The organism is Gammaproteobacteria bacterium (genome assembly GCA_028819075.1).
Lineage (GTDB): Bacteria > Gemmatimonadota > Gemmatimonadetes > Longimicrobiales > Gaopeijiaceae > BD2-11.
The window spans coordinates 57,320-82,496 of record JAPPMM010000018.1 but is presented as its reverse complement, the minus strand read 5'-3'; the positions used below and the strand labels follow the sequence as shown (position 1 = coordinate 82,496).

Annotated in this window: 19 protein-coding genes and 1 tRNA gene; 8 read left to right on the top strand and 12 right to left on the bottom strand. The window is 67.1% G+C overall.

The window, feature by feature from the left end; genetic code table 11:
- Positions 1 to 24: 24 nt before the first annotated feature.
- Positions 25 to 696, top strand: coding sequence for a hypothetical protein (locus OXU32_04195; GenBank protein ID MDE0073169.1), 672 nt, complete (start codon positions 25 to 27; stop codon positions 694 to 696).
- Positions 697 to 1,658: 962 nt separating this feature from the next.
- On the top strand, positions 1,659 to 1,892 hold the full coding sequence (locus tag OXU32_04190; protein MDE0073168.1) for a hypothetical protein: 234 nt from the start codon (positions 1,659 to 1,661) through the stop codon (positions 1,890 to 1,892).
- A gap of 547 nt (positions 1,893 to 2,439) precedes the next feature.
- Here the strand turns inward: OXU32_04190 and OXU32_04185 are convergent.
- The 6 genes from OXU32_04185 to OXU32_04160 all read right to left on the bottom strand — a co-directional run bounded on the left by OXU32_04185 (position 2,440) and on the right by OXU32_04160 (position 10,804).
- Positions 2,440 to 3,444 (bottom strand): hypothetical protein, encoded by a 1,005-nt coding sequence (locus tag OXU32_04185; GenBank protein ID MDE0073167.1) that lies wholly within the window; start codon positions 3,442 to 3,444, stop codon positions 2,440 to 2,442.
- 151 nt (positions 3,445 to 3,595) lie between these two features.
- A complete protein-coding gene (locus OXU32_04180) occupies positions 3,596 to 5,155 on the bottom strand; it encodes a hypothetical protein (protein ID MDE0073166.1) in 1,560 nt (519 codons plus the stop codon).
- A gap of 115 nt (positions 5,156 to 5,270) precedes the next feature.
- Positions 5,271 to 6,557, bottom strand: coding sequence for a M20/M25/M40 family metallo-hydrolase (locus OXU32_04175; protein ID MDE0073165.1), 1,287 nt, complete (start codon positions 6,555 to 6,557; stop codon positions 5,271 to 5,273).
- 204 nt (positions 6,558 to 6,761) lie between these two features.
- Complete coding sequence (locus OXU32_04170) at positions 6,762 to 7,613, bottom strand: sigma-54 dependent transcriptional regulator (protein ID MDE0073164.1); 852 nt, start codon at positions 7,611 to 7,613, stop codon at positions 6,762 to 6,764.
- A 178-nt stretch (positions 7,614 to 7,791) separates the two neighbouring features.
- The gene (infA, locus tag OXU32_04165; GenBank protein MDE0073163.1) at positions 7,792 to 8,007 is read right to left on the bottom strand and encodes a translation initiation factor IF-1; all 216 of its coding nucleotides are present in this window, start codon (positions 8,005 to 8,007) and stop codon (positions 7,792 to 7,794) included.
- A 364-nt stretch (positions 8,008 to 8,371) separates the two neighbouring features.
- A complete protein-coding gene (locus OXU32_04160) occupies positions 8,372 to 10,804 on the bottom strand; it encodes a DUF5916 domain-containing protein (protein MDE0073162.1) in 2,433 nt (810 codons plus the stop codon).
- A gap of 220 nt (positions 10,805 to 11,024) precedes the next feature.
- Here OXU32_04160 and OXU32_04155 point away from each other — a divergent pair.
- Positions 11,025 to 11,097: transfer RNA gene (locus OXU32_04155), tRNA-Asn, on the top strand.
- A 52-nt stretch (positions 11,098 to 11,149) separates the two neighbouring features.
- Here the strand turns inward: OXU32_04155 and OXU32_04150 are convergent.
- On the bottom strand, positions 11,150 to 13,174 hold the full coding sequence (locus tag OXU32_04150) for a TonB family protein (protein ID MDE0073161.1): 2,025 nt from the start codon (positions 13,172 to 13,174) through the stop codon (positions 11,150 to 11,152).
- Entirely contained in the window at positions 13,171 to 13,545 is a 375-nt protein-coding gene (locus tag OXU32_04145; protein ID MDE0073160.1) for a BlaI/MecI/CopY family transcriptional regulator, read from the bottom strand. The genes OXU32_04150 and OXU32_04145 overlap by 4 nt, the downstream gene beginning before the upstream one ends.
- 262 nt (positions 13,546 to 13,807) lie before the next feature.
- Between OXU32_04145 and OXU32_04140 the strand changes: the two genes are divergently transcribed.
- Entirely contained in the window at positions 13,808 to 14,755 is a 948-nt protein-coding gene (locus OXU32_04140) for a hypothetical protein (GenBank protein ID MDE0073159.1), read from the top strand.
- 129 nt (positions 14,756 to 14,884) lie between these two features.
- Here the strand turns inward: OXU32_04140 and OXU32_04135 are convergent, their stop codons facing one another.
- Entirely contained in the window at positions 14,885 to 16,231 is a 1,347-nt protein-coding gene (locus OXU32_04135) for a RagB/SusD family nutrient uptake outer membrane protein (protein ID MDE0073158.1), read from the bottom strand.
- A gap of 14 nt (positions 16,232 to 16,245) precedes the next feature.
- Positions 16,246 to 19,272 carry a TonB-dependent receptor gene (locus OXU32_04130; protein MDE0073157.1) on the bottom strand — a complete coding sequence of 1,009 codons (3,027 nt, stop codon included), beginning with the start codon at positions 19,270 to 19,272 and terminating at the stop codon, positions 16,246 to 16,248.
- Between the two features lie 418 nt (positions 19,273 to 19,690).
- On the opposite strand from OXU32_04130, the gene OXU32_04125 reads away from it, so the two are divergent.
- Positions 19,691 to 20,182: a hypothetical protein gene (locus tag OXU32_04125; protein ID MDE0073156.1), complete on the top strand. Its 492-nt coding sequence runs from the start codon at positions 19,691 to 19,693 to the stop codon at positions 20,180 to 20,182.
- A 16-nt stretch (positions 20,183 to 20,198) separates the two neighbouring features.
- Here OXU32_04125 and OXU32_04120 read toward each other — a convergent pair whose 3' ends face one another.
- On the bottom strand, positions 20,199 to 20,840 hold the full coding sequence (locus OXU32_04120; GenBank protein MDE0073155.1) for a hypothetical protein: 642 nt from the start codon (positions 20,838 to 20,840) through the stop codon (positions 20,199 to 20,201).
- 26 nt (positions 20,841 to 20,866) lie between these two features.
- Complete coding sequence (locus OXU32_04115) at positions 20,867 to 21,949, bottom strand: hypothetical protein (protein ID MDE0073154.1); 1,083 nt, start codon at positions 21,947 to 21,949, stop codon at positions 20,867 to 20,869.
- A 147-nt stretch (positions 21,950 to 22,096) separates the two neighbouring features.
- Between OXU32_04115 and OXU32_04110 the strand changes: the two genes are divergently transcribed.
- Genes OXU32_04110 through OXU32_04100 form a run of 3 tightly spaced genes read left to right on the top strand, consistent with a single transcriptional unit; the run spans position 22,097 to position 25,162 of the window.
- Positions 22,097 to 22,786: an SOS response-associated peptidase gene (locus OXU32_04110; GenBank protein MDE0073153.1), complete on the top strand. Its 690-nt coding sequence runs from the start codon at positions 22,097 to 22,099 to the stop codon at positions 22,784 to 22,786.
- Positions 22,787 to 22,802: 16 nt separating this feature from the next.
- On the top strand, positions 22,803 to 24,236 hold the full coding sequence (locus OXU32_04105) for a DUF839 domain-containing protein (protein MDE0073152.1): 1,434 nt from the start codon (positions 22,803 to 22,805) through the stop codon (positions 24,234 to 24,236).
- Positions 24,233 to 25,162 (top strand): hypothetical protein, encoded by a 930-nt coding sequence (locus OXU32_04100; GenBank protein ID MDE0073151.1) that lies wholly within the window; start codon positions 24,233 to 24,235, stop codon positions 25,160 to 25,162. Before OXU32_04105 ends, OXU32_04100 begins: the two co-directional genes overlap by 4 nt.
- The last annotated feature ends 15 nt before the right edge of the window (positions 25,163 to 25,177 follow it).

The following is a 25,177-nucleotide window of genomic DNA, read 5'->3' as shown; positions in this document are numbered from 1 at the left end:
TCGCGTGTCAAAGCTCTCACACTGATGGTCCTCGCCATCGGAATCATCCAGTGGCCCAATCTCATCGGCGGTGAGCCCAGCCTGCTCGCGGTAGGTCTCGGTGACATATTCGCAATCTTGTGTCTCGCTCTTCCGCTGGTCTTCGCGTCCGGTATTGTGTCAGGTGACTTCCGACGCGGTATGGCACGACTTTGGCTGCAGAAGCCAATCGGACCGGTGCACTTCTATCTGTCGAGGTTCCTGGAAGGGCTGCTGGTCTCGCTGGTGTTTGCGCTTCTCGCGCTTGGTGCAACGCGCCTGGGGATCGCGGCGCTGGGTCAACCCGACGAGATCAGTCGGCTGCTCGGCTACCTTCCATATGTGCTCATCTTCGCTTGCGTTGTGTTTGGCTTCTCGTCCTGGATATCGAGAGGATCGACGCTGGTTGCGATCGGTTTCGTGGCGGCGGGAGCCCTGGCCCGTGAAACGGGCTCGACCCACCTGCTTGGACGGCCTTGGAACTGGCTGGTCGAAGCACTACTCGTTCCGATTCCCGCCATTAGAGAATTCCGTGATTTCCTTGTCGGCGGATCCGATGCCATCTGGATCCCATCTGCACAAATCCTTGCATACAGCATCGGTTGGACGGCCTTGGGTGCGCTCGGCGTCTGGTACACGGTCAACAAAGGCCGGCTGCCCCACGCGGAGCAGTCCTGAGCATGCTGGATGCCGCAAAGGTGGCCCTCGCCGCAGTAGGGGAACCCGCACAGGCCGTCCGTCCCTCGACGAGCACGGTGATGGTACCTGCCGACCCACCGATGTCTCGCGAACATCAAGACCCTCGACGTTGATCGCCAGCGGCTGGTTGGCGCGCATCTCCGGGCTGCTGGAACCGGCTCCCAGGGCGCCGGTCTCGGATATGACGACCGTGTTGTCGACGATGGTCCCGGCCGCCGGGTCGCGTAGGTCTGCTCGGTCATCCCGAGGCTGTTGAGGGTCCACACGAGCTAGTTCCGGTTCATATAGCCGAACAGGAAGTTGGAGGAGCCGTCCTATTCCTCGTCGCAGGTTCGGCACCACCGGCTTTTCCGGAGCAGCGTCCAGACGAGCCGGACGGCTGCGGCGATCAGCAGCAGCTTGAACCCGAAGGCGAAGGCCGCAGCCTTCAGAAGCAGGACCGCAGTGATTCCCCCGCAGGCAGCTGAGAAAACGTCTTCCTTTCCCTCTCTGTTCGTCCAGTTCCGTGTCCGCGGGCTTGCGTCCGTCCCTCGCCGACGTCTCCGGCCCTGGCAGGGTCGGGTCGGCAACGCCTCTATCCGGTCTCGACGCCGCTGCGATGCGTCGGCACCGGCCCGATTCAGGGACACCGGCACATCCCGCCATTGACTCGCCCGGGGTCCGCGCTTCGGTACGAGACGTGGATGAGTGACCCGCGAACAGGCACCGATTCGCGGATGAGGGACTCCGATCTCACTCGCAAACAGCGCGACAAGGAGCCGCGCTGGCCGCGACCTCAACGAGCACACCATGTCGATACAACCCAACCTCGAACTCGACCGTGACACAGCTCTCGAGATGCCACCTGCGGTGAGATCCCGCCCACTCGCGCGAATCGGCTGGTCCGCTCACGCAGGCCGACAAGACGGCCCGCACAGTCAAATCCATACGAGGAGAGAGCCATGATCGCCAAAACCAAACGATTTGTCCGCTTGACCGGGGCAAGCCTCGCTCTGATGGTCGCACTGGCGCTGGGCACCGGACCGGTGCTGGCCGCGCAGGGGGAAGTACTCCCAGGGTGCCTGGGCGAAGCCGTAGAGGACTACGGCGAATGCCTCAGGCAGGCGAAGGGCTTCTGGGACCGTGTCACTTGCTCCTTCGTAGCGTTCCTGGACGCGGTGGATTGCGTCTTTTGACCACTGATCTCCTTCTGATCGTGCCGGTCGTGCTTCCGACCAGCGCGGACAACTGTATCGATCTGGCCCGAGCAAAGATGCGACGGCCTCCATTTAGTCATCCACCTCAAACCCACAGGAGAATAACATGATGCGCGCAAGAAACCCCCTAGTGCGAACCACCGGACTCGGTCTCGCGCTCGCAACGGCTCTGGCTCTTGGAGCTGGACCACTGCTGGCGGAGTGTTACACCATGTACGGCAGTCCGCGGGAATGTACACCCAGCGAGCAATTCGACCGGTGTCTTGCCAACGCTGACGACGCTATGGCTCAGTGCGGGGGCCGCACGTTCTTCAGTCGCGCCGGGTGCGGGATGAAGTGGGGCATCGACAGGGTGTCTTGTGGCGTCGACTTGGTAAGCAGCTTCTTGCTATAGGTCTTCGCCACTAGCCGGCAAATCAACGGACTTCGTCCTGGCGCGGCTGCTCCCAGGCCCGGGAGAGACTCCCGGGCCTGGGCCACTCGTGCTTTGGCTGCAGAAGCCAATCGGGTTTGGTCGTGGACCAACTCAGCTCGTCGTGGGCCGCACGAACACGGTCAGCTCAACGTCTGCGAACAGCCCGCCGTCGTCGGCCCGGCCGCGAAGGAGGTATGTGCCCGGCTGGTCGAAGGTCACGTTCACGGTCCAACGGCCGTCTTCCGGTGGGTCGGGTGGGAACCACAGCGGGGCCCAAGGGGAGTTGGCACCCGTGCGGGTGTCCTCCCACACCTTCACCTGGGGAGGGTCGAACGAGACGGCGCCCTCGCCGCGGTAGAGGAACCACGACATGAAGAGGCCGTTCACCTTCTGGACGGTGACGCGGGAGGGAGGCGCGAGTTGCCGGCGGCTGAAGGTCGGGGGGGCGTTCCAGATCGAGTCGGCACGTGCTGAGTCTTCCGCGGTCTCGGGGGGTGGGGGCGCCTGGCGGCGTCGGGGGCGCAACAGGCCGTCATCTTCGACGAGCACGGTGATGGTGACCGGCCGTCCCACCGACGTCTCGCGAACATCCGGCCCCTCGAGCGCGATGGTCGGGGGCTGGTTGGCGCGCATCTCCGGACTGCTGGAGCCGGCCCCCAGGGCGCCGGTCTCGGACATGACGACCGTGTTGTCCACGATGTAGTCCGGCCGCAGGGTCGCGTAGGCGCGCTCGGTCATCCCGTTGCTGGTCAGCGTCCACACGAGTTCCTGGTCGCCCCAGTCGGACGGGACGCGAACCTTGAACACGAAGCGGTTGCGGCGGGGGAGGAAGTGGGTCGGCTGGCCGCGGTCGGGCGGGCCGGGCGAGAACGCGTTGTCCTCCCCCATCGGCACATCGATTTCCTCGAGCCAGTTCCGGTTCATGTAGCCGAACAGGAAGTTGAACGAGCCGTCCTCGTTTCTCTCCCAGCCCTCGAACGCCGGAGCCACGTTCTGCCCGTGGGAATAGGTCTGCGCAGCGGAGTCGGAGGCCCACGCGGCGGCGACGAGCACAAGCACCGCGACGCCACACCTTAGCCTGACTACGGCGCGGAGCGCGGCGACGCTACGGCTCACCCTGGATGCGGCTCGGAGCCCGGTCCCGATGCCACGCATCGCTCGAACGTTCCCAAATGTCGCCGACCACGTCGGGATGGTGGCGCGAAGCCCGGCCCCGCTGCCGCCCGTCACGCGACCCCGGCGGGCACTCATGCCCACCTTCACGGCGCTATCGATTGCGGGAGCCCGGGGGCGGATTGCCTGTTGACCCGGCTCGCTCGCCGTTCGCAGCCGCCGCATCCGCATCTGCGTAGTACCGCGGATTCCCGTTCTCCGGAACGACCATGCACAGCGGGCAGCCGATCACGTGGTCGTTGGGACCCAGCTCCAGCCGCTCCCTGCGCCTCGCCATCTCCTCCACGAACTGCTCGTCGGTGAGTTGCACCCGCATCCCGAGATCGATGAACATGTTCGCCACCGACCGGTTGCCCGAGCCCTGCCAGTTGCGGGTGTCGGGCACGTTCCGGTTTTCCTCGGAGGTGTCCATGTAGCCGACGATGTGGAGAATCGTCCCTCTGGGCAGGAGCGGCTGGTGATCCTGGGCGTAGGTGTAGCCGCGCACCCAGTTGTGGTCGTAGCCGACGCAGTTGATGGTCTCGACGTTGAAGCCCCAGATCGCCTCCAGGCACATGCGCATTCCGGGGGCGTGCAGGTGGGGCTCGAAGGTGACGATCTTGGTGTGCTGGTTCAGGACGCGGTACGCGTGCAGCTCCTGTCCCGACTCTCCGGCGCGGATGTCGATGTCGCTTCCGTTGCCCAGTCCGAAGCTGGCCCGCCGGTACCTGGGCTCGTAATCCGGAGGATGGAAGCGGAAGCCGATCTCCAGGTGGGCGCGCGTATCAAGGCCGTTGGAGTGAAGATGCACCGAGTTGGACACGACCGACGACCCGGCGCGAAGCAGCCGGCCGGCGTCCTCGTCGAAGATGTCCGGTTCGCGCCCGACTTCGTGCACCGGCCAGCCGACATCGGTGGAAGCCCGCTCGGAGCCGACCCCCGATTCCCTGCCCTCGAGCACGCGCGTGCTCCAGATCATGTGGTGCACCACGAACCGCCCTCCGACCGTGTGGCGACCCTCGTGTTCGGTGCTGGTCCGCGTCGACGGCACATCGTTGACCTCGCGGATCTCAACGGATTTCACGTACCGGTCCTCGGTGAGGCCGGTCGGGACGCTCTCGATCTCGCCCCACCAGTCGGGCGAGTCGCCCCCCACGAGCACTTCGGGCAGGCGGACGATGAGGTCGGGTTCGCCTGCCGTCCATACGATGTCGTCGTCGAATTCCAGGGGTGGAGGCATGTCCGCCGGATCCCCTTCGGGCGCGCCCGCGCGATGCCACGCGTCGATCGCGGCGATCTCCCAATCGTCGAGCGACATGTCGTCCTTGAAGTGCTGGATGCCGATGTCCTTCTCGACGTACCACGGAGGCATGGCGCCCGCCCGATCGCGGATTCCGGTGCGCTCGGCGATTCGGCGCGCGTAGCGGCGCGCATCGCGGTAGGTGACGAGCGACATGGGGGCGACGCCGTTGTCCCGGTGGCAGCGGACGCAGGCGCGCTGCAGGATGGGCGCGATGTCCCGGCTGAAGGTCACGTCCTCCACCAAGGGTCCGCTCGATGGCGATGCCGTGCCCTGAGCCGCGAGCGCCGATACCGCGAAGAGCGCCACGACGGTGCCGGACGCCGCGCCGGTCAGAGCCGCACCGATTGCCGCGATCGCCCGTCCGCCCGCCACGTGCCTTCGGCCAGCATGTCCGGTGCGCCGAGCCGACCACCGCCGCCACCGTCCCATGCCGGCATCGCAACTCCGACCCGGGACCCTCGTTCCAATCGTCATGATCGCTCCTCTCTCACCGTTCGACGGTCGCGCCGACCAACTGCGCGATCGCCGCGAGCGTGGTCTGGGCGGCGTTCAGGCCGAGGCGGAAGTCGTCGTCCGTGTAGGTGGTCCACACGTCGGTGGGCTGGTGCCAGTTCGGGTTCCAGCCGGCACCGACCTGCGCCCCCCTCTCGTTCTCGCGCAGGCTGATCGCGGGAGTGAGGTGCATGAAGGGCGTCGAGTCGGTGTTGGTCATGTGCGGACCGACGGTGGCGGGATAATCGGTCGCGTACTGCTCGTTGGCGGCCTTGAAGAAGAACGCCAGCTCCATGGCTTCGGTCGCCAGCTCGGCGTTGGATTGGAATTCGATGTTGACGTCGGCCTCGGGGCGCTGATCCCGGCTTACCCGTCCGGCGCGGTCGGGCGCGCCGTGGTCCCAGAGCATCATGTCGTGCTGAATCATCCCAAGCCAACGCGGCTCGGGATAACTGCCGGACCCGGGCGGATCCTCCACGCCCTGCAGCGCCTCGCGCTGCTCCACGTATGCGCGCGCGCCGTTCAGGCCCGTCTCCTCGTTGTTCCAGAGCACGAAGCGGATCGAGCGCTCGGTCTGGACGTCCGGGGAGCTGAAGACGCGCGCGAGTTCCATCACCAGCGCGGTCCCGGAACCGTCGTCGTCCACGGCCTCGTTGACACCGTGCCCGTCCATGTGCGCTCCGAGGATGTACATCTCGTCGGGACGTGTCGCGCCGACCTTGGTGCAGTAGACCTGCGACCGGTCCCCGTCCACCGGCTCCTCGCGGTTCAGCTCGCGGATGCGCTCGTCGGGCTGGGCCATCGGGTCGCGGTTCACGCCCGTGCGGGCCCGGTAGCCGAAGATGACGCTGCCTCCGGGACCGGGGCCGCGTCGGCCGACATCGCCTCCGGTCGGGGTGCCGGTATTCTCGTTGGGCGGCGGTGGTGGCGGCCGCGGCAAGGGGTCGGCGAAGGAACGTCGCGGCTGTGCGCCCGCGGGCGGATACTGGTAGTGGACGCGTTCGGTGGTGGTGCAGCCGAAGTCCTGAAGCGTGGCCTCGATCCAGTCCACGGCGTCGCGGTTGCGCTGCGTGCCCTGGCGGCGGTCGCCGAACTGGGTAAGGCCCTTGAGCGTGGTCTTGTACTCGTCGAGGGTGAGACGCGAGACGAGTTCGCGGACGGGATCGTCCGCGTCCTGTCCACCCGGCTGTTGCGCTTCGACCGGAGCGGAGCCCGCGCCGGCTAGAAACGCAGCGAACAACCAGAGGACCGGAACGGCGACTGCTGGAATACCCCTACCCATCGAGACCTCCGCGGGCTGACTGGACGACTTCACGCCGACCGGCGCTGAACTGGCAGACCTGGCAGCGGATACGGTAGATCCGCGCCGTAGCCATTGCAACACCGGGTGTTGTCCAACGAGGCATGAGCCCGGGCAGGCGCCAGGGCAGTGCCGGGCGCCGACCGCCAGGCTATGACCGCACCGTGGCCCGCCTATGGCGGAGTGTCAGGCGCCATGCGCGCGCCCGGGTTGCGACCGGATCACCTCTTCCACGCCGCTCGCGGAAATCCGCTTCCGGGAGTTGCAGATGGCGGCCGCCTCGAGCACGTGCGCCAGCTCCCGCACGTTCCCGGGCCAGGCATACTCCACCAGGATCTCCTCGACGCGAACCGGCAGCGTCTTCGTGCGCACGCCGTACTTCTCGATCAGCCGTTGAAGAAGCATGTGCGCCAACACGGGGATGTCCCCGGGCCGCTCCCGGAGGGGCGCGAGAGCGATTCGGAGCACGGCGATGCGGTGGAACAGATCGGCTCGGAAGCTACCGGCCGGCACCGCCTCCGACAGATCGCGCGAGGTCGCGCAGACGACCCGCACGTCCAGGGAGCGAAGCCGTTCATCTCCTACCCGGCGCACTTCGCGGTCTTCAAGCACGGTCAGCAGCTTCGCCTGCTGGGGCGAGGGAAGTTCCCCGATCTCGTCCAGAAAGAGGGTGCCGCCATCCGCAATCTCGAAGAGCCCGCGCCTGCTCTCCACGGCTCCCGTAAACGCGCCCCGGCGATGACCGAAGAATTCGCTCTCGAACAGACCCTCCGGGATTCCGGCGCAATTGACGGGAACCAGCGGCGCCCCCCGGCGCGCGCTGTGCCCGTGGATGAGCCGGGCGGCAAGGCTCTTGCCGGTGCCGGTCTCTCCCGTGATGAGCACGGGAGCCTCCACGCCCGCCGCGCGCGCGATCAGATGTCGGACGCGTTCGATCTGCGCACTCTCCCCGAGCAGTTCCCGCTTGATGCTTTGCGCGATACCGAGCATCGTCCCCCAAGGCGCGCCGTCCGGTGCACTTCGCTGTTGTGCCGCCATAAAGCTCGCCCATCGGAGCGGGCGTTGGGATGGCAGCCGGGGATGACCGGCGGGCTTTTGCGCGGACGGGGTCAGTACGGGGACCGACTCGGGACGTGCCGGGCCGACCGACTCAGGACGTGCGGGACGGACCGACTCAGGACGTGCGGGGCCGACTGACTCGGGACATGTGGCCGAACTACTTGTACCGATAGGTGATGCGTCCCTTCGAAAGGTCGTAGGGAGACATCTCGCACTTCACCCGGTCGCCTTCCAGCACGCGGATGTAGTGCTGGCGCATCTTGCCGGAGAGATAGGCGTGGATCTGGTGTCCGTTCTCGAGACGGACACGGAAGGTCGCGTTGGGGAGAACTTCGATTACGGTTCCTTCGATTTCGATTGCCTGTTTTGCCAAGAGCGGGCCTCTTATCGTGACAAAGGGGAGGGCGCTGGAGCCGAGCCCCGTGACGCGACGCCTGCCGCGCAGGGGAGTTGGGCCGCCATGAATTTCACACCCGGGGAGGAGCGTCTCCTCAAGGAGCGCCTGGACGGCGGCGAGCCGCTTCTTTGCCCCAGGTGCCGATCAGCGATGGTTCGGCGCGATGTGCGTCCACGCTCCGATGTCTCGTACGTGCGCGACCGCGTCTGGTTGATGTGCGAGCGATGCCGGCGCACCGCGGTGCTCGAGCGGAAATAACGGCTCCGCGCCCGTGCCTCGCCTCCGGCCTCGACCCCGAAGGCGCTCCGGTTCCGATCTCGAGCGGGCAACAGCGACAACGCTACAGCCGGAACCGGTAGCTCACCTTCGCGAAGAGGCCGTCCGCCTGGGGCCTCATCCGCTGGAATCGGAAGGCGCCCGAGTCCTCCATCTCGCGCGAGTAGCCGATGTACATCACCGTACCCGGTGAAGGCTCGTAGCTGAGCAGCACCTCGACGTGGACGTCGTGTCCATCGGATGTCGACAATGCGGTGCATGCATCCGCCGGGCAGTACTCGAGAGGCAGCCCGCTGACCGGGTTCAGCAGCGGCTCCTGATGGCGGTGGGCGTACTCGATGATGCTCCGCAGGAAGAGCGCCTTGGTGAACTGATACTGTGCCCTGATGCGCGGAATCGTGGCCGATGAATAACGGCCCCCGCCACGCTTGCGGATGAGGGTCTCGTGGTTGACCCCGACTTCCGCCTGCAGGGAGGTGAAGGGATAGAGGTTCAGGCTCACGCTGCCGGAATATTGCTCCGCGGTTTCGATCGGCACGTCGAGCGTGCGGTAGAACAGAGGCGTCTCCCCCCAACTGAAGCGGATGTTGCCGCGCACCTTGCTCCAGGAGCTGGCCATCAGGAAGAAGCTGCCTCCGTACAAGCCCTCGAAATGTGACTGGCTCACGGAGAGCGGGGCCAGCATGTCCGATGGCTCACGCGTGAAGAGCCCCCCGTAGTCGCTCGCGGGGAAGAAGAAGTCGGTGCGCGTTCCGGTTAGGAACAGCGTGATATTGTTGCGGAACGAGGCCGTGCCCGTGAGGCGGATTTCGCTTTCCTCGGTCTTGCCGCCGTCCCAGAAGGTGTCGTGGTCCCAGAGCGTGCGCACGGAGAGCGACGGCCCCCAGCGCTCGATCAGATCGCCCGGACGCCCGATGCTGTTGAGCGAGACGTTCCCCTGTATCTGCGTCAGCCCGACCCGCCGGATGAACCCGCTGGCGGCTTCGAACGCGGGTTCGATGTTCTCGAACTCGCCGTTGAACGAGAAGGTCCGTCCGGTGCGGGCGAAGCTGGCGGAGGTCAGCGAACCCCATTCCGAGCCGCCCTCGCTCAGGCCCCGGACACTGCCCGCTCCGATGAGCTGCAAGGTGTAGCGGCCACCCATCACCAGGCGCGAATCGGCGCTCATGACGCGGTTGAAGACGTCGGTGGAACGGGTACGGTCGGTGTAGGTCAGCCCGAAGGTCGAGCTGGTCCCCAGGTCGCGGCGAAGACGCACCAGGTTCACGACGGCGTCGTTGGCGGAGCTGCTCGACGCGACCTGGTCGACGGCGCCCATGTAGCCGACGTTGAAGCTCCCCACCTTCCCGGTGATCTTCGCGCCCGCGATCGGATCCACGACCGAACGGGTGTAGACGAGCTGCTTGGGCAGTTGGAAGATGTCCATTCCCTCGAGGAAGAACGGACGCTTCTCGGGGAAGAAGAGGGCGAAGCGCTCGTTGACCGCGATCTGGCCCGCGTCGGCTTCGACCTGGCTGAAATCCGGGTTGTAGGTACCGTCGAGGGTCAGGTTGGAGGTAAGCCCGTAGGTCGTGTAGAAGCCGAAGTCGCCGACGGGATCGTCGTGCTGGAAGGCGCCCGCGTCGGAGTCGTATGCGCCCAGGCGCTTGCCGGTGGCGACCGGATTGATTTCGAGGAACAGGCCGGGATCCAGATCCTGAAGTTCGTCCAGCGTTCCGGACTGTTCGAGCTGGTTGGCCCTGTCGCGCGAGAGCGGCGCCCAGGACTGCTGATAGCCGGTGCGCTGCACCCGGCGCATGATGTTGATGCCCCAGGACTGCCGGGGCACGTTCTGGAAACGGATGCTCTTGAGCGGGATGCGCATTTCGACCGTGTACCCCTGGTCGTCCAGGCGGCCGTCCGACTCCCAGATGAAGTCGGGGTTGTAGTCCACCGGCGGAGGCCCGAATCCGCCGCCCCGGCGTCCGCCACCCCCACCGCCACCGCCTCCGCGGCCGCCCCGGCCGCCACCGCCTCCGCCCTGGCCGCCCTCGACCCAGATCCCATCCTGCTGTACGCCGTAGGCGTTGACCATGAAGTTGTAGGCGCGCCGCCGGTCGTTGAAGGTGTCGAGCACGACGCGAATGTAGTCGTCGGCCCGGCCCCAGCTGTCACGCTCGCTGAGGGAGGCGCGAACCCCGCCGGGATCGCTGTCGTAGGCGCGAACCCCGAAGTAGATGGCGTCGTCGCTTACCAACACGAGCGCCTCGGTCGGCTGCACCGCGGGGATGCCCTCGACCGGATCGTACTGGCTGAAGTTGCGCAGCAGCGCCGCGCCTTCCCAGGCAGCGTCGTCGAGCCTGCCGTCAATGTTGATGTCCGGGTCTTCAAGCCGCGGCGTGGCGATCTCGAGCTGCCCTGCGGCGCCATCGTATTCGGCCACTGCGGGCGGGCGCTCGGGCACATCGCCCTGGGCAGGCACGAGAATGGCCTGTACGGCGAGCAGCTTGAGAATCATGGGAGATGAGCCCTCTCGGATGACACCTGGCTTGTGGCAAGGACGCGGCGAACGCCGCCTCGGGACGGTATGACCCCGTGCGCGCGCAAGCCCGGTAACCTAACTCTTGAGACACGCAGCCGGGAAGCAGTGTTGACACGCGGGGGCCGAAATGGCTTCGTTTGCAGTTGCGTCGACCCCGGCTTCCCGGGGACGCGCCACATCTGCATACCGGCCTTGTTGGGGTGTAGCTCAATAGGCAGAGCGCCTGGCTGTTAACCAGGAGGTTGGAGGTTCGAGCCCTCCCGCCCCAGTCGGTTCCAACCCTGAGTGCCGACAACCCGGAGATGGTTGTCGTTCCGGATGTTACGGGCTCCCCGGGATATCACCCTCGGCCATTCTGTACACCCTGCCGTCAGCGATGAACGTGATCGGTATGGCGATCCAGGCCGGCACGGGCTCGTCCACGTCCAGAGCCGGTGTGAATCGCATGACGCGGGCGGCGCGGAGAGCTGCTTCGTCGAGCGGATCGTGGCCTGACGACCGGCCAACGACGGCGTTCTGCACCACACCTTCCCCGTCGACGAAGATCTGCACGTGGACCGTGCCTCCGATCCCCGCATCCCGAAGCAGCGGAGGGTATTCGTCGTCGATGGCTTGCTGGACCTCCTCCTCGTTGAGGAGGTTGGGAGGTACCGTGTAGCGCGTGGCGGTTGGGGTGTCGGCCACGGGGGCGCCGGGCGCGGGTTCGTCCAGGTTGGGCGTGGGCGTGAACTGGAAGACGTTCGCAACCCGCAGGCGAGCCTCGTCAAGCGTTGCGTGACCCGAATTCGCGGCGAGGAGGGTCCTTCGCACCTTGCCCTCCGCGTCGATGAAGAACTGCACGTTGACCGTCCCTCCGATTCCCGCCTCCCTGAGGACCGGAGGATACTCCCTCTCGAGGGCCCGCTGGACCTCCCGCTGGTTCACGAGGTCCGGACGCACCGTGTACCGGGTGAACGTCGGCTGCTGCATGCCGTCCGCCAGCGATGCTTCCTGTCGGGCTTCGGGGTCCGCCGGGGGATCGCCGGGGTCGTCCCCCCGTTCGCGGGCGATGCTGTCGGCGAATTCGCGCACCTCGTCAGGCACTCCGTCCGCCCCCGCAGCGCCAGTGCTAAAGGTGATCGGGATGGCAATCCACACGGACACGATCTCGTCCAGGTTGAGCGCTGGCGTGAACCGGAAGGTGCGGGCGACCCGCAGGGCGGCCGAGTCGAGTGCTTCGTGGCCTGACGTCTCGGCTACGAGAACCCGTTGCACCACGCCACGCGTGTCGATGAAGAAGCGCACGTTGGTGGTGCCGCCGATCCCCGCGTCGCGCAGTATCGGGGGATACTCGGCCTCCAGCGCCTGCATGACCGTTCGTTCGTTCACCAGGTCGGGACGCACCGTGTAGGGGGTGAACACCGGCGCCGCCATGAGGTCGGCCGGCTCGTCCGACGCTGGTGCATCTTCTCCGCGAACGCGCGGGAACAGGACCGCCAGCGCCACGATGGCTGCGGCGCCCAACACGAGCAGCACACCCTGCAGGCGACGCACGCGCGGCATCTGCTCCTCCAGCCTGGTGATGCGTCGCTCCAGCTGCGACCGCCCCTCGGACAATGCCACGAGCGCCACGCGATGCAGTCCGTTTTGTCCCGCGCCCACGCGCAGAAGCAGGTTGCCGTAGGCGTGGCGGTGTCCCGGCATCCGGCGCATCACCCTCCGGTCGCAGTCGAGTTCGACGGCGAGATTCAGGCGATGGCGCTGCAGCCAGAGGGCGGGATTCCACGGGAAGACGAACAGCGGCAGCGTCATCAGGAACCGGAGCCGCGCGTCGCCGGCGCGGATGTGCTCCTCTTCGTGCGCAAGAATCAGTTCCTGCTCCCTCCGGCCAATCGCGCGCACCCACGCCGGCAGCACGACGCGCGGCCGCAGGAGGCCGACGATGGTCGGGCCCGTGTCCCTGGACCAGAACACGGAGCGATGGCCCAGCGAACCGGGCTGCCACGACCTTCCCTCCCGCACCAGGCGCGCGAAGGCGAACAGGACCGTGACCACCAGCAGCGAAGAGAGCACGACCCAGCCCAGCACGAGCAGATCGTCCAGGGAGCGGAGCATCGAGTCGCGGGCGACCGTCACCGCCAGCGGCTCCAGCAGCGGGGGCGCGAACCCCGGTGGAGGGACGACCGCGGGTTCCGGTGGGGCCCCCGGAATCCGCAGCACCGACAATGCGGTGGTTGCAGCGCCCGCGACGATCCAGACCCATCGCGTCGGGCGGCCGCCGTGGGTGAGGAGCCTCTCGGCCGCCAGGCCCGCGACCAGGAACAACACGCCGATACCGGCCGACCAGAGCATCCATGCGGCGATCATCCTCGTTCCTCCTTCTCGAGACGCTCGTCAAGCAGCCTGCGCAGGCGCCTGATGGTCTTCGCGGAAAGCCGTTCGTCGGAAACCAGGTTGGCCACGAGCATCTCCGTGGACCCGGAGTAGACCTTCTCCCGGAGCCGGTCGAGCACCGACCGGCCGGCCTCCCGGCGCGCGAGCAAGGGGTGATAGCGGTGCGCGCGCCCTTCCCGCTCGTGGCCGACGAGGCCCTTCGATTCCAGGATGCGCAGCACCGTGAGCACGGTGGTGTAGGCCAGGTCGTCGTCCAGTTGGGCGCTGACCTCGTTCACGGTAGCGGACCCCAGGTCCCACAGAACCGACATGACGTCCATTTCGCGGGCGGTGAGCGCGGTCACGGATTCCTCCTCAAGCTGGATTTTTCGGGCCGGGCTCTCCGGAACCGTGTGACGGGTCGTCCAGGCTCGACGGAGAAATCTCGTCCGCCAAGGCTCAGAGACGGCTACTAATGGTATAGTAGCATAGTGGAGAGCAGGATCCCGATCTGTCAACTACATCCTTAGTAACCTGGTCGCCGAGGCCCCCCTCGGCTCGCCTGGTTCGCCCCGCCAGCCCCCGGACATCTACTTTTCGACTGCGCCGCACGCTCAGGAGAACGCCATGCGAAATCACTTCGTGCACGTGGTCGGGCTGCTACTGGCATCCGGGGCCTGGTCGGTATCAACGTCGGCTCAGCTGACCGAGGCGGACCTGCTTGGCTGCTACGACGTAGCCGAGGGAGAGTGGTTCGAGGGGCGCGTTGCGGGGCTCATGTTTGCGGGGGGCGAACTCCTGACCGACACGATCGAGGTGCAGAGCGAGCCCGTGCCGAGCGCATTGGGCCTGGATTCCGCGTACCTGCAGATTCCGCCCCGCTTTCGGTTGGCCGGTCCGCCCGCTGATGCCACCCTTCCCGGGAGCGCCGGGCAAATCGTCGTTCCGGAAGGCGCTCTGCCGACGCCTCATGTGTACATGAACTGGGGAGTCGAAGGCAGCACACTGCGACTCTGGTTCTCCACGGGCTTCCACGGCGTGGGGGCGCGCCTTGAGCCGGATGACGGGGGTATCTGGGCGGGAGCTTCCACCACGTTCTCGGATAACCTCCCGTATCGCAGCTGGACTCGGCGGGTCGAGCTGACCTCGGTCGCATGCGACTCTCCACCTCCCGTCCCCGGCTCCGTGATGCGTTCGGTTCCGAGTGCCGTTCAACTGGTCGGGGGCACAACCATCACCCTCGGCGAGCCGCTTCCCGAGTCGCTGGAGACGTTGCCCCGCAGGTCCGGCGCCCTGACCGTCATCGGCCGGACCGACGGGTTGTTCGGGACGACCGACTCCATTGCCGTCGGGATGGACACGGAGCGGGGTCGGGTCGGAAGAATCCAGCTCATCTACCTGGACCCCGACATGTCCTCGGTGATCACCCCTCGACTTGCCGACGCCTTTGGAAGCCCGGCGAGCAGCGCGCTCGACCCGACAGGCGTCGAATGGCGGAATCGCATCAGGAGGGTCTGGCTGAGGCGGGGCACCCGATTCACCGTGAACCTGCGCGACTACCGTTACCTCTGGTAGATCGCGGAAGCCTGCCGGCAGGTCACCGGCGCCCGACCGTGCACCGGATCATCTCAGCCGGGACAACGAAAAATCCGGGCCGCGAGGGCGACCACCCCCGCGGCCCGGATTTGTCCTGTTCCCCTCGATTCAGCTGATCGGCGGGACGTTGGGGTTGCGGTCGCGCTCCGACTCGGGAATGTCGAAGCAATACGACCTCGGGTTGCGCGTGAACATGGTGGTGCGGGAACCGGGCGCGAAGGCGGTGCTTTCCCAGTCGGGGGTATCCAGATCTCCCGGCGTGTTGGTCGCCGCCCAGCGGCGCTCGTCACCCAGCCGGCGTCCCTCGAGCCAGAGCTCGATGTAGCGCTCGCGCTTCAGGAAGGTCCACGCCTCCTCCATGCTCATCGCGACCCAGGGATCGAGCGGCTCGCCGGTGGTATCGCTGATGTTTCGCGTACGCACCCGGTTGATGATGGTCATGGCGGCCTGCCAGTTGCCTGCGTTCAGCGCAGCCTCCGCTTCCAGCAGCCGCATCTCCCAGCCGCTGACGATGCGCTGGTCGTCGTTGCGGCTGTTGTACTTGGCCTGGTTCTTCCACTCCACCTGGCCGTAGGTGTCGAGGCTCGCGGTGGCGTAGGGAATGTTCGCGTCCTCGAACCAGGGGGTCCGCGGGTCTCCCGTCTCCGTGTAGTAGTCCTCGACGAAGGTGTAGATGATGGAGTAGGATCCCGCCGGCTGGCGCGCGTTGGCCTCGAAGATGGTGTTGTAGTAGGGCTGCAGCTCGTCGTCGTAGTTGATCCAGAAGACGAAGTCGTCCGGGATCGTCGCGGCGTCGGCTGCGGCCGCGCTCCAGTCCCCCAGCCAGGCGTGTGCGGCTGCCCGACCGCCCCTTGCCGCGTGAGTCTCGTCGGGGGTGGCAGCGAACCCCAGGGCGGCTGTAAAGCTGTCGATGGCGCGGTTGAAGTTCCCGGTCGATCCCTGTTCATAGGATCCGGGCGTGGTATCGTCCGGATCGGTGGGACCGAGCACGGCGTCACACCACCACTCGCCCATGGTGCGGTAGGTGAAGGCGTTCCACAGGTACGCCTGGTACAGCATGTTGCTGGGCGCGTCGACCTCCGTGAAGCGGCTGATCGCCGTCTCCGTGATGAAGCGGGCCTGCACCCCGTCGTTCCAGCGATTGGAAAAGCTCCCGGGCAGGATGTGCCCGGACTGGGTGATGGGGTCGTGACCCATGAACCCGGTCTGGCCGCCCGGAAAGAGTTCCCGGGCCAGGATGGCATGGGTGTAGCTGCCGTAGGTGAGCAGCTCCGCCAGCCGGCGCACGCCGCCGTTGACGAGCCCCTGCTGGGACGCCGGCTGGGCCAGGAACTCGTCCTGGATGGGTCCGGGGTTGGTGACCTCGCAGCCGGAGGCCGCCAGCCCGGCGGTTGCGGCGACGAGAAGCACCCGGGGGAGGCGGATTCCGTAGTTGTTTCCTCTGTTCTCTGTCATCGTTCAGCCCTCCCCTAGAAGGTGACCCGCATGGACATGCGGAACGTGACCGGGGACGGCACCCGCTCGGTCTGGTTTCCGATTCCGTCATCGAGGGCCGGCGTGTTGCCGAGCGACTCCGGGTCGTACCAGGGAATCTCGCGGTACCAGTCGTAGAAGTTGCTCAGGGTGGCGGTGAACGTGGCGTTCGAGACCCTTTCCGGGAACACGGCGTCCACGGGCACGGTCAGGCTGACGTTGCGAAGCTTGAAGTAGTCCGAATCGAACCAGTAGTCGCGCGAGAACCCGGGCGTGCACCGTTCGCGCCATATGGCCGGCGTCTCCGGCTTCAGCTCGATGGAGGTCTTGGGAGTGACGTACCACGGGAAGCAGAGCGGGGAGCGGACGGAACGGCTGATGGAGATCTCGTTGATGTACGCCACGTGTCCGCCCATGTACTCTCCGCGCGCGGAGAGCAGGATGTTGCCGGGGAAGCGTACGGCGAGGGACGGCGTGATGGTGTGGGTGGGCAGCTGGGGCCCGATGATGACGTTCTCTCCGGTCCTGCCGGGCGCCGCCGGAGTTTCCGGATTGTCCGCGAACTGCGGGTCGGCGATCTCGTCCCGATTGATGACGCGCCGGCCCATCTCGACGGGAAGCGCCTGGCCCTCGATGATCCACCCGTTGAGATCGGCGAAGCGGGAGATGCACTGGGCGTCGGGATCGCGCGCGAGCACGATTTCGCTCGGCTCGGTTTCGCCCTTGCACAAGCTCATCACCTCCGAATTGTAGGTGCTGACCCCCAGCCCCGCGTCTACGCTGAAGCTGGTGCTCTGGAACAGCCTCCCGTCGAGCTGGAGTTCGATCCCGTTGGCGCCGACCGTCCCGACGTTCTGGAGCTGGCTCCGCGTGAATCCCTGCGAGGGGACGGCGCTGACGAACATGAGCGCGTCGGTGGTTTGCTGGTCGAAGTAGGTGAAGGTGGCCGTCAGTCGGTCGTCGAGCCACGAGGCGTCGAAGCCGAACTCCCATTCCCTGGACACCTCCGGTCCCAGATCGGGATTCCCCAGGTTGAACGGCGTGAAGGCGGGCGTGCCCGCATACCCCGCGGGCGACCACGTTCTAACGGCATCGAATGCTCCCGGAGCCCGGCCGGACTGGCCGTAGGCCGCGCGAAGCTTGATGGAGCCCAGCCCGGGATCCCAGAAGTCCTCGTCGCTCATCACCCAGGTGCCGCTCACCTTGGGGTAGACCTGGAGGCCGAACCCCGAACCGAAGGCGCTGTTGCCGTCGACCCGGATCCCGCCGGTGACGAAGTACTTGTTGCTGAAGTCGAAAACGTTCTGGAAGAAGAACCCCGCGTTCCAGACCTTCTCGCGGTCCTCCTCGGCTACCTTGATGGCCGCGGAGCTCACCGTGGGTTCGGCTGCGCCGGGGAAGTCCTCGCCCAACAGGCGCAGTCGCACCTGCGAGTCGCCGATCGCCTGGCCGCCCCACGAGAAGTTGGAGTTGATGGTGGACGTGATCGGCAGGTTGTACGTCCCCACGTAGTCGAAGGTGAGCACCCGTCTCTGGAAGGTATCGTTGGTGCGTGAACCCAGCGGCTTGAGGAAGAAACCGAAGTTGCGCTGGTTCTCACCCTCCTGGTTGGAGTAGTCGTAGCCGAAGGTGAAGCGGTTGGTGAGCCGCGCCTGAGGCGTGTAGGTCAGCGTGATTCCGGAGTTGAGGCGCTCGTTGCGCTGGTCGAACTCGTATTCCAGGAGCTTGCCGATCTCGCGCGGATCGGCCGAGCCCACGTAGTTGCGCTCCTGGCGGAAGGCGTTGAGCTGGATTCCCTCGGCGTTGTTGCCCGACGGAGTCCCGCTCAGCCACTGGCTGGTATAGCCCGTGTTCCACTGGATCTGGAGATCCTCGACCGGCGTCATCGTGAAGTTGCCGCGGAAGTTGTACTTCTCCAGCTCGTCGTTGGCGAGCACGTAGCTGTCGTCCTGATACTGGCCCGAAATGAAGTACTGCAAAGCCTCGCCGCCGCCGCGAACCGAGAGCAGGTAGTTCTGGAACCACACCGACCCGGGGAAGCTGCACGGGCCACTGGCGCTCGAGTTCACACCTTTCCAGCGGTCGTCGTCGGTGACGCAGTCCGTGGAATACTGGCCGCCCTCGTATCCGCCGCCCCACCAGGCGTCGCGCATGTAGTGTTCCATCTGGATGAAGTCGCCGCCGGGCGCGCCGAACGGCTGCATCCATCCCGTGCCCTGCTGGATCTCCGCGGTCCACACCGGCGCGCCGGCGGAGCCGCGCTTGGTGAAGACCTGGATGACGCCGGCCGAGGCCTCGGTGCCATACAGGGTGGTCGCCGCGGAGCCTTTGATGACCTCGATGCGCTCGATGTCGTTGGGGTTGATCATGTCGAGCGGGGTCACCGTGATGAGCGACGGACGTCCCAGCCCGGTGCCGGGGGTGGCCACCACCGGGAAGGCGTCGTCCATGATCCTCACGCCGTCCACATAGATGATCGGCTGGTTCGACATGGCCACGCTGGAGTTGCCGCGCAGGCGGATCTGCTTGCCCTGCGCGGGCTCGCTGCTTCCGCCGATCACCTGTATGCCGGGCGCGGCCGCCTGCAGCAGGTCGGACACGTTGGCCTCGCGCTCGGGGATGTCGGTGAGGTTGATCTGGGCGATGGCGTTGCCGATCTCGCGCCGGCGCGCGGCCCCCGCCGCCCCGGTCACGACGATCTCGTCGAGCCCCAGCGCCTCCGTCGTCAGAGCAAAGTCCCGGGTGACGGTGCCGTCAACGGGCACGTCGACCGATTCGGTCACCGTCTGGAAGCCGATGCGCTCCGCCCGGAGTTCGTACGAACCCGGAGGTACGTTGAGGATGAGGTAGCGCCCGTTCGACCGGGTCAGCGTCCCCAGGGTGGAACCGACCACGTACACCTGCACCTCGCCGACCGGAGCGCCCGACTGGGCGTCGGTGACGATTCCCGTGATGCGGCCGTTCTGGGCGTGCGCGGGCAGTGGGGAGAGCATCGAGAGACCCGCCACAATGAGAACGGCCAACCCTCCTTCCAATCGACCAGGCCCGCGGGGTCTGTGTGGAAAGAACAGGGACAATCGGGACATGGAGCCCTCCTTCGGCGACGCAAGTCACCGGCGTTGCGCCCGGTGCGCCGAGAAACAGACTCCTGCCAAAAGCCCCTGGGACGAACTCCCAGACCGCGCGTTGACCGAACTGCCGTCCCAAACGACGCTGGTGCTGGTGAATAGAGGGGTCGAACCGCAAACGTGTAGAATTGGCCGTGAGTGGGGGTCACGCAAGCAGCCGCGCGGGCGGCAGTTGGGAGACCGGAGCCGGCGTCGAGGCTTTCGGGGGTTGCGCGCGTCCGCGGCGGCGCGATAATCGTCAACCGAACGCCCATCGATTTGCGCGCGACACGGTGCCTCGCTCGAGCCCGTCGTCGGCCGGCCGGGAGGTGCCATGCGAGGGACGAACGCGAGACAGGCCATCTGCACTGTCGCGACCTTGCTGCTGTTCTCCGCGTGTTACCGCTACGTGCCGATGGAAACGGCGGCGGCGGCGCCCGGGGAGCCGGTGAGAGTCTACGTGACCCAGGCCGGCGCAGAGGACTTCCGGGAGGTCTACGAGGTGGACCAGGCCTTGCCCAGGGTGCGCGGGACGGTTGTCGGACGGGACGCCGGCGATCTGTTGCTGATGGTAGAGGTCGCGCGGAGGCAGGTGGGCTTCCAGGCGGTCGGGCTCGAGCAGACGCTGCGCATCCCCGAGGGCGAAATACTCGCGACGGAACGCCGTTCCCTGAACGGGCTCGCCACTTCCGCCTTCGTGGGGGTCGTCGCCGGTGGCGTGGCAGCGATCCTCAGCTTCATTCTGGAGTCCGAGGGCGAGCCCGCGCCGCCCGATCCGGACCCGGATCTGATGGTGCCGCTGATCTCTGTACCCGTGGGACGGTAGGCTGAAGCGAGCCCGGCTACCGCCGCTCGGCGCTGCAGTCGGTGAGGTTCACGCAGGTCACTTCGTAGAGATGCCGCTGGCCCGGGGGGAGGGCCAGCACGCTGGCGGCCGCGACCGCGTCCCGGATGTCCACCGGCTGACCCGGTCGGAACGTGATGGTGGCGCGCCAGCGCTGGGCGCTGCCGTCCCCGTAGGACTCGATCCTGGTGTCGGTCACCCACTGCACCTCGGAGAAGGCCCGGTTCAGATCCGACAGATCCGTGGCGCCTCGCGGCCCGGTCGCGAGCGGAAGCCACACCGTCTCCACGGAGAAGGGATGGTTCTCGCGCCAGCGGTTGAGGGCCGCGTTCACCTGCTCGTGGTCCGTCCCCGTGTTCAGCAGGTGCTGGGCGTAGGACTGGAGCAGCAGATCGTTGTGCTTGACGTCCGAGGCGAGCGCCTCTTCCAGGAGAGCCAGGAAGGTCTCGTCGTCGCCCTGCTGCAGCGCCTGAACGGCCTCCAGGAATTCCGTATCCGGGTCTCCGGGGTTGATGACCGACACGACATCGGTCATGTCCCCCCACTTCTCGTTGAGGAAGTCGACCGGCTCCTGTCCGCGCGACACCAGGTACTCCCGGCCCCCCACGATGACGGCGATCACGTAGATGCCGATCAGCATGCGATAACGCCTGTACCAGTCGGCCACTAGAGCCCCCGCTGGGTCTGCTTGTCGCGCACCTTCCAGATGAACGAGTCGAGGTAGTAGTGCATGAGCCCGTAGGCGTAGACCATCATCTGCGAGAAGAGGGCGTAGCCGCTGGAGTAGTCGAGCGCCGGAATGCCGAACTCGGGCAGCGCGGGATAGGGGGCGAAGTTCACCACCCCGAACCCGAACTCGTCCAGCGGACGGTTGATGAGGAGCTGGAAGAGGACGGCGTAGGCCGCGCCGCCCACGAGGAACCAGCGCAGCCTGCCCTTGCCGGTCACCCGCGACCAGAAGCCGGGTCTGGAGGTCCCCTTGCTGGCGGTACGGCGCATGTAGGAATACACCATGACGATGTACTGGACGCCGTGCATGAGACGGTGCGCGACCGCGTAGAGCAGGATCGAGGTGGTCTGCCAGGCCACGAAGTACCAGAGGAAGTAGCTGGCCCCGATGAACAGGTACTTGATGGGGTTGATGGTTCCGCCCGCGGCCGCGATCTGCCGCAGGTGCAGCGCGTAGACGATCAGATATCCCACCAGCACGATCTGGCTGACCGTCAGCAGCCCGTCCACGAAGCCCGCCGACACCGGCACGTGCATGCGGTGCAGCTCCCGGATCCACAGGAAGCGGAACATGGGTGCGCTGATGAACATGTAGCCGTACAGCACGCAGTGCAGGCCGAGGTCGAAGCGACGCGTCGAGGGAAGCCCGGCGCCGGCCTTGAAGTCGTAGATGCGCGCGAGCCCGTGCTGCTGCATGAGGCTGTGCTGATGGTCCCAGGCGGTGACCAGCAGCAGCAGGGTGATGGGCGCGAACTGCAGGCCCAGGACGGTGAAGCCGACGATGACGATCGGGCCGGCGATGAGCCGGTTTCTGAAGCGCTCCCAGATGTCGGGCATCCCGTAGGAGCGCACCCACCCGGCGTAGTGATGGGGGATGGTGATCCACAGATTGATGGACGCCACCGCCACGTAGGGGAGCCAGGCCTGGAAGCCCAGCGCGAGCGCGACGGCGAAGAAAGGCAGCCCGAGGAACCAGACGATGTCCGCTCGGCGATTCAGGATGTAGCCCGTCTTGAACATGTCCGCCAGGTTGCAGATGACGACGTTCCGGTGGACCTCTGGTACCCATCATCCCACAGTGGACGGTAGAACCGGGGGTGCCTGGAAGGCAACATCGGGATTCTCTTGTACATCGATGTCGAGGACGGGACCGGGAACACCTGACTGATGTGTGGACGCTTCACCCAGAAGGCGTCGCCGCGGGAAGTCTACGACCTCTACGGCTTGACCGGACCTCCCCCTTCGCTGGCGCGAGATCCCCGCTACAACGGCGCTCCGACGCAGGATTTCGCGGTCTGCCGTGTCGATGACGGCGGCAGCCGGCACATCGCGGAGCTCCGCTGGGGCCTCGTCCCCTCGTGGTGGAAGGACGCTGGCGCGGGGCCGCCGCTGATCAACGCGCGCGCAGAGACGATTCGCGAGAAGCGGGTGTTCGCGGACGCCTTTCGCGAGCGGCGTTGCCTCGTTCCCGCCAACGGCTGGTTTGAATGGCAGGGGCCGTCGCAGACGAGGCAGCCGTTCTACCTGACGCTGGTCGGCGGAGGGCCCATCTCCTTTGCCGGCATCTGGGAACGCTGGGAGGCGCGGCGGGAAGTCGTCGAGTCCTTCGCGATCCTCACCACGCCGGCGGCGACCGCACTCACGGACATCCACCACCGGCAGCCCGCCATCGTGGATCCGGAGTGGTTCGCAGAGTGGCTTGACCCTTCCAGTCAGGCCCACGAGCTTCTCGATCGACTGAGCACCCCCAATCCCGGGCCGTACCAACGACGGCCCGTCAGCGCGCGAGTGAACAGCGTCGTGAACGACGACCCGGACCTTCTGCGGCCCGTCGGGGAGCAGTTGCGGCTGATCTGATGAGGGAGGAATCGAGATGACTCTGGGACGCCGAACCTTTCTCTCGCGGCTGGCTTCCGCCGGGGGGCTTGCCGCGTGTGCGCCATCCCTTGCGGGGCTGGTTGCGTGCGGCAGCGAACGGCGGGGTGAAGCCGTTGACCCGAGTTCGTGGATCATCGAGCCATACGGCCCGCTGGTGCGCTCTCCGGACTGCCCCGAACTCGAGATCGCCGAGCACCTTCACTGCGTGCGGCTGAGTTCGGGCGGGGTTCCCTCGCCGGTGCGCGAGGGGTTCCTGGTCCCGAACGCGTTCGATGGGATGGCGGCGTTCCCGATGGCGAACGGCAACGTGCGCCTCATCCGGAATCACGAGATGACCGACCCGCCGGAGTCGGCGCGGCCGATCGGCTCGCCGGCCTACGACGACGCCGGGAGCGGCGGCACGACTTCGCTCGAGGTGCGCATCACCGGGGAGGGCGAGGGCCTGCGCGCGGAGCTGGTGGACGAGTTTGCGTCACTCGCGGGCACTCGCGTGAACTGCGCGGGCGGTCCGACCCCCTGGGGAAGCTGGCTGTCGTGCGAAGAAACCACGGAGGGGCGGGGTGATGGTTTCCAAAGGCCCCACGGGTACATCTTCGAAGTGCCCGTCGACGCCACCGGCCCCGTGGATCCGGTGCCCCTCACGGCCATGGGCCGCTTCGTGCACGAGGCGGTGGCGGTCGATCCGGAGACGGGGATCGTGTACGAGACGGAGGACACCTGGTACGTGCCGCTCGTCCCCAATCGGCCCGGCGCCGGGCTCTATCGGTTCATTCCGCGCGAGCCCGGGGTGCTTGCCGCTGGAGGGAGACTGCAGATGATGGCGGTCACCGGGGAGCCCGGCTACCTGACCGCCCGCAACCAGACTGCGGGTACGGTCCTGCCCGTCCACTGGGTCGACATCGACGACCCGGATCCCGAAGACGCCGGGCGCGACGAGCTGGCGGTGTTCCGGCAGGGGCTCGCGAAGGGAGGAGCCCGCTTCGCCCGCCTGGAGGGGGCCTTCCATGGGGACGGCGGCATCTACGTGGTCTCCACCAACGGCGGCGACGCAACCTCCGGGCAGGTCTTCCACTACCGGCCGACCTCCGCCGACCAGGGCGAGCTGACGCTCGTGTTCGAGTCGCCCGCGCCGGAGGTGCTGGACAGTCCGGACAACATCGTGCTCAGCCCGCGCGGCGGGCTGGTCATGTGCGAGGACGGAAGCGGCGAGCAGCACGTGCGCGCGCTCGACCGGGAGGGCAGGATCGTCAACCTGGCACGCGCGCCGCTGGGGCCGGAGGGAGGGACGGCCGGCGAGTTCGCGGGCTCCTGCTTCAGCCCGGACGGGCGCGTGCTGTTCTTCAACCAGCAGGGCGGGCGCCGCGCGGGCAGCACCCGGTCGAGCGCCACCTACGCGATGTGGGGACCGTGGGAGGACGGGCCCGTATGAGCGGCGCCGCGGTGTTCGGCGCGCTCGCGATTGCGGCCGCATGGGCCCTCAGCCCCGCTGACGGGCAGGCCCAGTCCGCCGAACACGGGCCGCTGGTGCTCGAGTTGCCCGCCAGCACCCGCGGGCTGGCGCTGGGCGGCGCCTTCTACGCGGTGGGCAACGACAGCGACGCCGTGTTCCACAACCCGGCCCTGATCGGAGGCAACGGCGTGATCGGCGGGGCGATGCAGCGCTTCGGGACCGCAAGCCTGCTCGCCACGGTATCCGGCGCCGCCGACTGGTCCTCGGCCAGCGTGGCCGTGGGGGTTCAGACGCTGAGCTATGGAGTACCGGACCGGGGTGCGGCCGTCCTGTCCCACGACGCGCAGTCGCTCTTCACCAACTGGAAGACGGGAACGGCCGAGGTCGCCGTCTCGGTGGGGTATGCGCGGGAGGTGCGGGGCATACGGGCCGGCATCACCGGCAAGCTGCTGGACCAGCGCCTGGGCGGTCACCACGACGCCACCGGGGCCGTCGACCTGGGGGTGGCGGTCGGGGCCGGGCCTGCCCGGCTGGGGCTCGCCGTGCAGAACCTGGGGCCGGGGCTCACGCTGGGCGAAGTCGAGGTCCCACTGCCCTGGCGGGTCACGGCGGGCGGGTCGACCCCGGCCATCCCGGTGGGACCGCTCGACCTGGGTTGGACCGCCGCGGTCTCCCGCGAGGCGGATGGCGCGGTCGTTCCCGGGGCGGGGATGGAGATCGCGTACTGGCCCGTGCGCGGACGGACCTTTACGGCCCGCTTCGGCGTCCGGCGCGCGCCGAACGGCTTCGGACGCCCGGTCACCTTCGGTGGGGCGTTCAACGGCGACCGGCTCGCCATCGACTACGCCTGGCAGCGCTATGAGGGCGGCGAGGGGGCGCACCGCTTCGGGTTGAGCTGGCGGTAGCAGCTCAGCCGGGAC

Coding starts and splice junctions, on each gene's coding strand:
- OXU32_04195 (MDE0073169.1), top strand. CDS start 25: ATGGTCCTCGCCATCGGAATCATCCAGTGGCCCAATCTCATCGGCGGT.
- OXU32_04190 (MDE0073168.1), top strand. CDS start 1,659: ATGATCGCCAAAACCAAACGATTTGTCCGCTTGACCGGGGCAAGCCTC.
- OXU32_04175 (MDE0073165.1), bottom strand. CDS start 6,557: ATGGGTAGGGGTATTCCAGCAGTCGCCGTTCCGGTCCTCTGGTTGTTC.
- OXU32_04170 (MDE0073164.1), bottom strand. CDS start 7,613: ATGGCGGCACAACAGCGAAGTGCACCGGACGGCGCGCCTTGGGGGACG.
- OXU32_04160 (MDE0073162.1), bottom strand. CDS start 10,804: ATGATTCTCAAGCTGCTCGCCGTACAGGCCATTCTCGTGCCTGCCCAG.
- OXU32_04150 (MDE0073161.1), bottom strand. CDS start 13,174: ATGATCGCCGCATGGATGCTCTGGTCGGCCGGTATCGGCGTGTTGTTC.
- OXU32_04140 (MDE0073159.1), top strand. CDS start 13,808: ATGCGAAATCACTTCGTGCACGTGGTCGGGCTGCTACTGGCATCCGGG.
- OXU32_04135 (MDE0073158.1), bottom strand. CDS start 16,231: ATGACAGAGAACAGAGGAAACAACTACGGAATCCGCCTCCCCCGGGTG.
- OXU32_04125 (MDE0073156.1), top strand. CDS start 19,691: ATGCGAGGGACGAACGCGAGACAGGCCATCTGCACTGTCGCGACCTTG.
- OXU32_04120 (MDE0073155.1), bottom strand. CDS start 20,840: ATGCTGATCGGCATCTACGTGATCGCCGTCATCGTGGGGGGCCGGGAG.
- OXU32_04115 (MDE0073154.1), bottom strand. CDS start 21,949: ATGTTCAAGACGGGCTACATCCTGAATCGCCGAGCGGACATCGTCTGG.
- OXU32_04110 (MDE0073153.1), top strand. CDS start 22,097: ATGTGTGGACGCTTCACCCAGAAGGCGTCGCCGCGGGAAGTCTACGAC.
- OXU32_04105 (MDE0073152.1), top strand. CDS start 22,803: ATGACTCTGGGACGCCGAACCTTTCTCTCGCGGCTGGCTTCCGCCGGG.
- OXU32_04100 (MDE0073151.1), top strand. CDS start 24,233: ATGAGCGGCGCCGCGGTGTTCGGCGCGCTCGCGATTGCGGCCGCATGG.